This is a genomic window from Pauljensenia hongkongensis (assembly GCF_001746855.1).
Classification (GTDB): domain Bacteria; phylum Actinomycetota; class Actinomycetes; order Actinomycetales; family Actinomycetaceae; genus Pauljensenia; species Pauljensenia hongkongensis.
Map to the genome: position 1 here is coordinate 1241352 of NZ_CP017298.1, position 6702 is coordinate 1248053.

Here is a 6702-nt window from a genome sequence, read left to right on the forward strand (position 1 = left end):
CTGGCGCCCCCCGCCCCCGTCCCCCGGGGGCGCCGAGCCGCCCCCGGGCGGTCCGAAGCACTCGCCGGCCGCGCGGAAGAGCTGCAGGGTCGTCGCCAGGGCGCACATGCACTGCTGGACCAGCTGGGCGTCGGTCGCCCCGTACTCGTAGTCGCTGTTGACCTCGGCCACCAGCCGCAGACCGCCTTTCGCCTCGCGGTGGAAGTACGCCTTCGGCCACAGGTACTCGCGGTGCCAGCCCTCCAGGAACAGCAGCAGATCCGCCTCGTACTTGGCGGGGATCGTCTCGCTCATGAAGGCGATGATCGACAGGACCTCCTGCGAGTCCCCGAGGAAGCGGAAGCAGAACAGCTGCCCCTCCCACATCCCGCGCAGGTCCCCGTCCTGGTCGATCTCCCAGTCCCACCCCTCGCCGTCGAAGAGCAGGCCGACCCTCTCCTGCGAGATCGGGCGGACCATGTCGAAGCGGTGCGCCTCGAACTCGGAGTTGCCCGTGCGCACCCCGCCGCCGGAGGCACTGGGCTCGTACCCCCACGGGTCTATGGGCCCCTGAGCGCCGTCGGGGCGTTCGGAGTCGTTGGGATCGGAGCCGCCATCAGCGTCCTTTCTCCAAAACCATCCCATGATTCTTCCTCTTAACTCCCTATATCGATATCGCGGGCGAGCTCGCTGAAAAAGTCCTGTGCGAGCGCGATGGCGTTCGCGATCTGGCGCACCAGGTGCGCATCGGTCGCCCCGCACTGCCAGCCGACGACGGTCTCCGCGACCACGCGCACCGTCCCGTCGTCGTCGATGCGGTGGGAGCACTTCGGCCACGGCCTGGTGCGGTGCCATTGCAGGATCGACTGGCGGACGGCCTCGAGGGCGCTGATCGGGACGGGCTCCTTCCAGATCGCCACGATCTGGAGGACCTGCCGGTCGCGCCCGGCCAGGATCAGGAAGTAGGGGCTGCCGCCCCACGTCCCCGTGAGCTCGCCGTCGTCATCGACGCTCCACGCGAGCCCCTGGGAATCGAGGAGGCGTTCGAGCCGGTCGTAGGTGACGGGACGGACGCGGTCGGCGGATGCCGCGGGCCGCGCCGACGTGGCTTCTTGTCGCATCACTTCCCCTCCCTGTCCTCAGTGGTGTAATCCGCCTCATACACCTATATCAACAGTAGCCCAGAATCCGCAGAAAACCAATGGTTCGCGGATGCGAGGCGGACACCCGCCCCGGTCCGGCCGACGACCCCGCCACTGACCGCCGGCCAAAACCCCAGGTCATGGGCGGAATGCGCCAGTGCCCGAGCGCAGACGGGGCGCGTTCACGCCGCGCCGCGCCGAGCATAACGTGACGACGAACACAGATGAGTTGGGGGCAGGGCGCGTCTACTCTCCTCCTGTTCCTCCTCCCGCTACCCCCCGCTCGGCGCCGGGGCCCGCCGGCCCCTCGCCCTCCGATGACCCGGGCGGCCCGGACTGGGCGCCCTCCGGGGACTGGGGCCCCCCTTGAGTCCCAGCCGCCGGGGGCTGGGGGCCCTGCGGAGGAGCCATCCGCGCGCCCGGGGGCGGGAAGGCCAGGCCGGGCGGGGCCTCCACGACTCCGGCCCCGGGGGGCGGCACCGGCACCCCCGCCCGCGGTCCCGCCGACCGCGCCACCGCGCGCCGCAGGAGGACCTCGAAGGGACCGCGCGGGAATCCGACGGTCTCGAGGCCGAAGCACAGCACCAGAGCCGCCACCCACACGAACGCTGCGATCACGGCGCCCCACGCGTCGGGGACCGCGCGGACACCAGCGAGCCCCATGCCGCCCAGGACCACGACGAAGAGGATCGTCTGACTGAGGTACGCGGTCATCGAGCGCTTGCCGACCGCGGCGAGCACCCGCCGGATCCCGCGGGGCTCCCCGACCCCCGCGAAGAGCGCGAACAGCGCCAGCCACGCGCACGCCCCCGCGATCCCGGAGACGTGGAAGAGGACGACGCTCCACACCGGCACCGGCAGCGCCATCCCCGACGCCCCCAGCCCGTAGGGGAGCGCGCCGACGACGCCGATCAGCCCGCCCGCGCCCGCGACCGCCCACAGCAGGCCCCGGTGCCGGTCGGGGCGCGACAGGATGTCCGTCTGCCCCAGGCGCGCGCCGATCATGAACGCCGGGACCACCATCGAGATGAGCACCGTGATCAGGGCGGCCATCGCCCACTGGACGATGGAGTTGGGCACGTAGTAGACCGAAAGGGAGGCGTGCGGGTGGACCACGGAGCCCAGATCGCCCAGGCCCGCCTTCCAGAAGCCGACGCCGGTCAGACTGCACGCGCTCACCAACGCGATGACGCTCCCCCACACCGCCATCCACACGTTCCTCTTGCGCGCGACCACTCCCGCGAAGAGGACGGCGACGATGCCGTAGGCGCCGATGATGTCGCCGGCGAAGACGATGCCGTGCACGAATCCGAAGAGGATCATCCACCATCCGCGGCGGCGCACCAGGCGCGCCGCGTCGTCGGTGGCCTCCTGGCGGACCAGGGCCTCCCATTGCGCGGCCACGTGGGGCGCCCACGACGCGCGCACCTGGGGATCCACCGACTGGTGGGCGGCCTCGACATCGCGCTCGATGCGGCGCCGCACCATCGTCGCGACGCCGAAACCGAAGAGGAGGGCGAAAAGCGGGTACCCCCGCCGGTCGACGAGCGCGGTGCGGATGAGGATCCACCAGCGGTCCGCGGAGGAGGGGCCATCGGGGGAGGCGGGGAAGTACCGCAGCCAGTAGGGGACGTTCGCGAGCGCGATGAGCAGCAGCATGAAGCCGCGCGCGACATCGGGCGCGGGGTAGCGCACGGAGCGCCCGCCGGTGAAGGACAGGGAGGACATGGATGAGGGCCTTTCAGTTCCGCCCGCCGCGCTGGGCGCTGCGCCCCGCAGCGGGCGTCGGCGCCGGATCCCCGGCGCCGAGCTTCCGCCGCGCTACTGGCGCTGGACTCCTGACATCATGATGTCCACTTGGATATCGCGGCGCCGCTTGTTCGCCCTCACGACCAGCACGATGCCCAGGATCAGCACGCCCACGCCGGTCACCCCCACCACCGTGGACCAGATGAGGCTGCTGCGCGCGCTGTTCTGCAGAATGTCACCGGAGAAGGGCAGTCCGATGAACGTGGCGGTGTCGGACGCGCCTGCGCATTCGACCGTGTACGAGCCAGGCCGCAGCCCCTCAGCGGAGAACAGGCTCCCAGAGCTGTCCTGCTTCTGCATCGCATAGGACTGGCCGCCGGAGTCGGTCAGGGAGCACGCCGTCGCGGTATCGGGCGGCACGACCTGCAGGAAGTACCCGTCCTGGGATTCCAGGGTGACGCCACCGCCATTGGACAGCCGTTGGACCCCGGCGGCCGCGTTCGAGAACTCGTCGGTGATCGAGGACACAGCGGTGGAGAAGAAGACGACAGGCGCGATGATGATCATGAGCACTAGCCCTAAGACGATGCACAGCACGCCCGGCGCACGGCTGGGGAGCTGCGGCGGCGCCGCGTAAGCCGCGGGGACCGCCTGCTGCCCGTAGGCGGACCCGGACTGCTCCGGGGCGGCCTGCTGCCCGTACTGCGGCCAGGGCGTGGCGGGCTGGTCGGGCTGCTGGCCCGCGAACGGGGCACGGTTCCCGTCGTCGGGCGTGGGAGTCGACATGGATCCTCCTCGGAACGGGCTCATCAGAGCGGGAGTGCTGGCGCCAGCATAGTGGATTCTGTCGGGCCCGTCACCGTTAGCCCCAATCCATGCGCGCCGCGCGACCCCGTGGGACGCGCACCGCAACAACAGTACCTTGACAGGGCAGCACCGGCGTTGATGGGATAGCGCCCATGCCAACGCCCCACGCACCCTGTGCCGACGCACCGACGTCCCCGTACTCCCACCCGGCCGACGCCGTCGCCGCCGACCTCGGCACCGACGCCTCGACAGGCCTGAGCGCCCGGTCCGCAGCCGACCGCCTGGCCGCCGACGGGCCCAACGAGCTCCCCTCGAAGCCCCCAGTGCCCGCCTGGAGGCGCTTCCTGGGCCAGTTCAACGACCCGCTCGTCTACCTGCTGCTGGCCGCGATCACCATCTCCACCACCGCCTGGATCCTGGAGGGCGCCGAGGGGGCGCCGGTGGACTCCATCGTCATCCTCGCCGTCGTCACCCTCAACGCGGTCCTCGGCTTCGTCCAGGAGAACAAGGCCGCCGACGCCGTCGCCGCCCTGTCCGCAATGACCGAAGCGACCTCCACCGTGTTGCGCGACGGCTCGCTCCTGGTCGTCCCCTCCTCCGAGCTGGTGGTGGGCGATGTCCTCGTCCTGGGCGAGGGCGACCAGGTCGGCGCCGACGCCCGCCTGCTCTCCGCCGCCGCCCTGCGCGTGGTCGAGTCCTCCCTGACCGGTGAGGCCGACGCCGTCGTCAAGACCCCCGGGGCCGTCGGCGCGGACACCGACCTGGCCGACCGCACCTGCATGGTCCACCGGGGCACCTCCGTGGCCCAGGGGACGGGTCGCGCCGTCGTCGTCGCCACCGGCGCCGACACCCAGATGGGCGCGATCGCGCGGATGCTCGACTCCGTCGAGGAGCAGGACACGCCCCTGCAGAAGGAGATCCACGCGGTCTCCAAGATGCTGGGGATCGTCGTGGTCGTCATCGCGGTCGTCGTGGTGGGGACCCTGCTGCTCCTGGCGGCCGACCGCACGCCCGACACGATCGTCCACTCCCTGCTGCTGGGGGTCTCGCTGGCCGTGGCCGCCGTGCCCGAGGGGCTGCCCGCGATCCTGTCGGTGGTCCTGGCCCTGGGCGTGCAGCGCATGGCCACCCGCAAGGCCGTGGTCAAGAAGCTCACCAGCGTGGAGACCCTCGGCTCGGCCTCCGTCATCTGCTCGGACAAGACCGGCACCCTCACCCGCTCGGAGATGACGGTCCAGGAGGTCGTCACGGCCTCGGGCACCTGTGTGGTCACGGGCATCGGCTACGCGCCCGACGGCGAGGTCGCCCCCGACGCCGACCGCGACGGCCGGCCCGACGCCGACCCCCTCGAAGGGCCCCTGCGCGACGAGGTCACCGTGGTCCTCTCGGGCGGGGCGCTCGCCTCCGACGCCGAGCTCACCGTCACCGAGGACGTGTGGAGCGTCGTCGGCGACCCGACGGAGGGGGCCTTCCTGGTCGCGGAGAAGAAGCTCGGCACACACGGGCACCGCGAGGGCCGGTTCGGGCGAATCGGCGAGGTCCCCTTCACCTCCGAGCGCAAGATGATGTCGGTGCTGCTCACCGACACCGCCCACGGCACGGTCATCATGTCCAAGGGGGCGCCCGACGTCCTCATGGAGCACTGCGCGCGGGTGCGCGTGGGCGACGCCGACACTGAGCTGACCGCTCAGGCCCGGGCCCGGTTCGTCGAACACATCGCGGACATGTCGGGCCGGGCGCTGCGCACCCTGGGGGTCGCCTACAGGGTCCTCACCGACGAGGAGGCCGCCCGGGCGCGCAGGGCCGCCGACTCGAACGGCGGGGCGGACCTGTCCGGCTTGGAGAGGGATCTGGTGCTGGCGGGCGTCGTCGGCATCATCGACCCGCCGCGCCCCGAGGCGGCCGCAGCGGTGGCCGAGGCGCACCGGGCGGGGGTGCGCGTCCTCATGATCACCGGCGACCACCCGGCCACCGCCGGGCGCATCGCGGCGGACCTGGGCATCGTCGAGCGCGGCGCCCCGGTCCTGACCGGCCGCGACCTGGAGGGGATGGACGACGGCGCCCTCTCCGGGGCCGTGGCCGCCACCAGCGTGTACGCGCGCGTCGCCCCCGAGCACAAGATGCGGATCGTCCACGCCCTCAAGTCCCAGGGCCACACGGTCTCCATGACCGGCGACGGCGTCAACGACGCGCCCGCCCTGCGCGCCGCGGACATCGGCGTGGCCATGGGCGTCACAGGGACCCAGGTGACCAAGGAGGCCGCCACGATGGTCCTGGCGGACGACAACTTCGCCACCATCGTCGACGCCGTGCGCGAGGGCCGCCGCATCTTCGACAACATCAAGAAGTTCCTGCGCTTCCTGCTGTCCTCCAACATGGGCGAGGTCCTCACCGTCTTCGGCGGCGTGGTGCTGTCGGGCGCCATCGGCCTGAGCGGGCACAGCGAATCCGGCGTCGTCCTGCCGCTGCTGGCCACCCAGATCCTGTGGATCAACCTGGTCACCGACTCCGGGCCGGCCCTGGCCATGGGCGTGGACCCCTCGGTGGAGGACGTCATGGCCCGCCCGCCGCGCAAGCCCACGGACCGGGTGGTCGACGGCGCCATGTGGAGCGGCGTGCTGCTGGTCGGCGCGGTCATGGCCGCCTCCACCCTGGCCACGCTGGACATCTTCCTGCCCGGCGGCCTCATCGAGACCCCCCTGTCCACGGACGGCCTCGGCACCGCGCGCACGGCGGCCTTCTCCACCCTGGTCATGGCGCAGTTGTTCAACACGCTCAACTCCCGCTCCGAGACGGTCAGCGCCTTCAGCCACCTCTTCGTGAACAAGTGGCTGTGGGGCGCGATCGGACTGACCCTGGTGCTCCAGGTCGCCGTCGTGGAGGCGCCCTTCCTCCAGGCGGCCTTCTCGACGACGTCGCTGGACCCGGTCCACTGGGCGGTCGTCGTCGTCATGGCCTCCCTGGTCCTGTGGGTCGACGAGTTGCGCAAGCTCGTGGCCAGGGCCCGCGCGCGCTGATCCGCGCC

5 protein-coding genes are annotated in these 6702 nt (G+C 71.7%); 1 reads left to right on the plus strand and 4 read right to left on the minus strand.

Features of this window, described 5'->3' with window-relative positions:
• From BH719_RS05165 to BH719_RS05180, 4 genes are all read right to left on the minus strand, one after another.
• Window positions 1–624, minus strand: a 624-nt coding sequence (locus BH719_RS05165) for a type III secretion system chaperone family protein (protein WP_009743713.1), incomplete at its 3' end; no start/stop codon positions are given.
• Between the two features lie 11 nt (window positions 625–635).
• Window positions 636–1100 (minus strand): YbjN domain-containing protein, encoded by a 465-nt coding sequence (locus tag BH719_RS05170; protein WP_009743714.1) that lies wholly within the window; start codon window positions 1098–1100, stop codon window positions 636–638.
• A 267-nt stretch (window positions 1101–1367) separates the two neighbouring features.
• Window positions 1368–2849 carry a DUF418 domain-containing protein gene (locus BH719_RS05175; protein ID WP_009743715.1) on the minus strand — a complete coding sequence of 494 codons (1482 nt, stop codon included), beginning with the start codon at window positions 2847–2849 and terminating at the stop codon, window positions 1368–1370.
• 93 nt (window positions 2850–2942) lie between these two features.
• Window positions 2943–3656: a hypothetical protein gene (locus tag BH719_RS05180; protein ID WP_009743716.1), complete on the minus strand. Its 714-nt coding sequence runs from the start codon at window positions 3654–3656 to the stop codon at window positions 2943–2945.
• Window positions 3657–3829: 173 nt separating this feature from the next.
• Between BH719_RS05180 and BH719_RS05185 the strand changes: the two genes are divergently transcribed.
• Complete coding sequence (locus BH719_RS05185) at window positions 3830–6694, plus strand: cation-translocating P-type ATPase (protein WP_009743718.1); 2865 nt, start codon at window positions 3830–3832, stop codon at window positions 6692–6694.
• The last annotated feature ends 8 nt before the right edge of the window (window positions 6695–6702 follow it).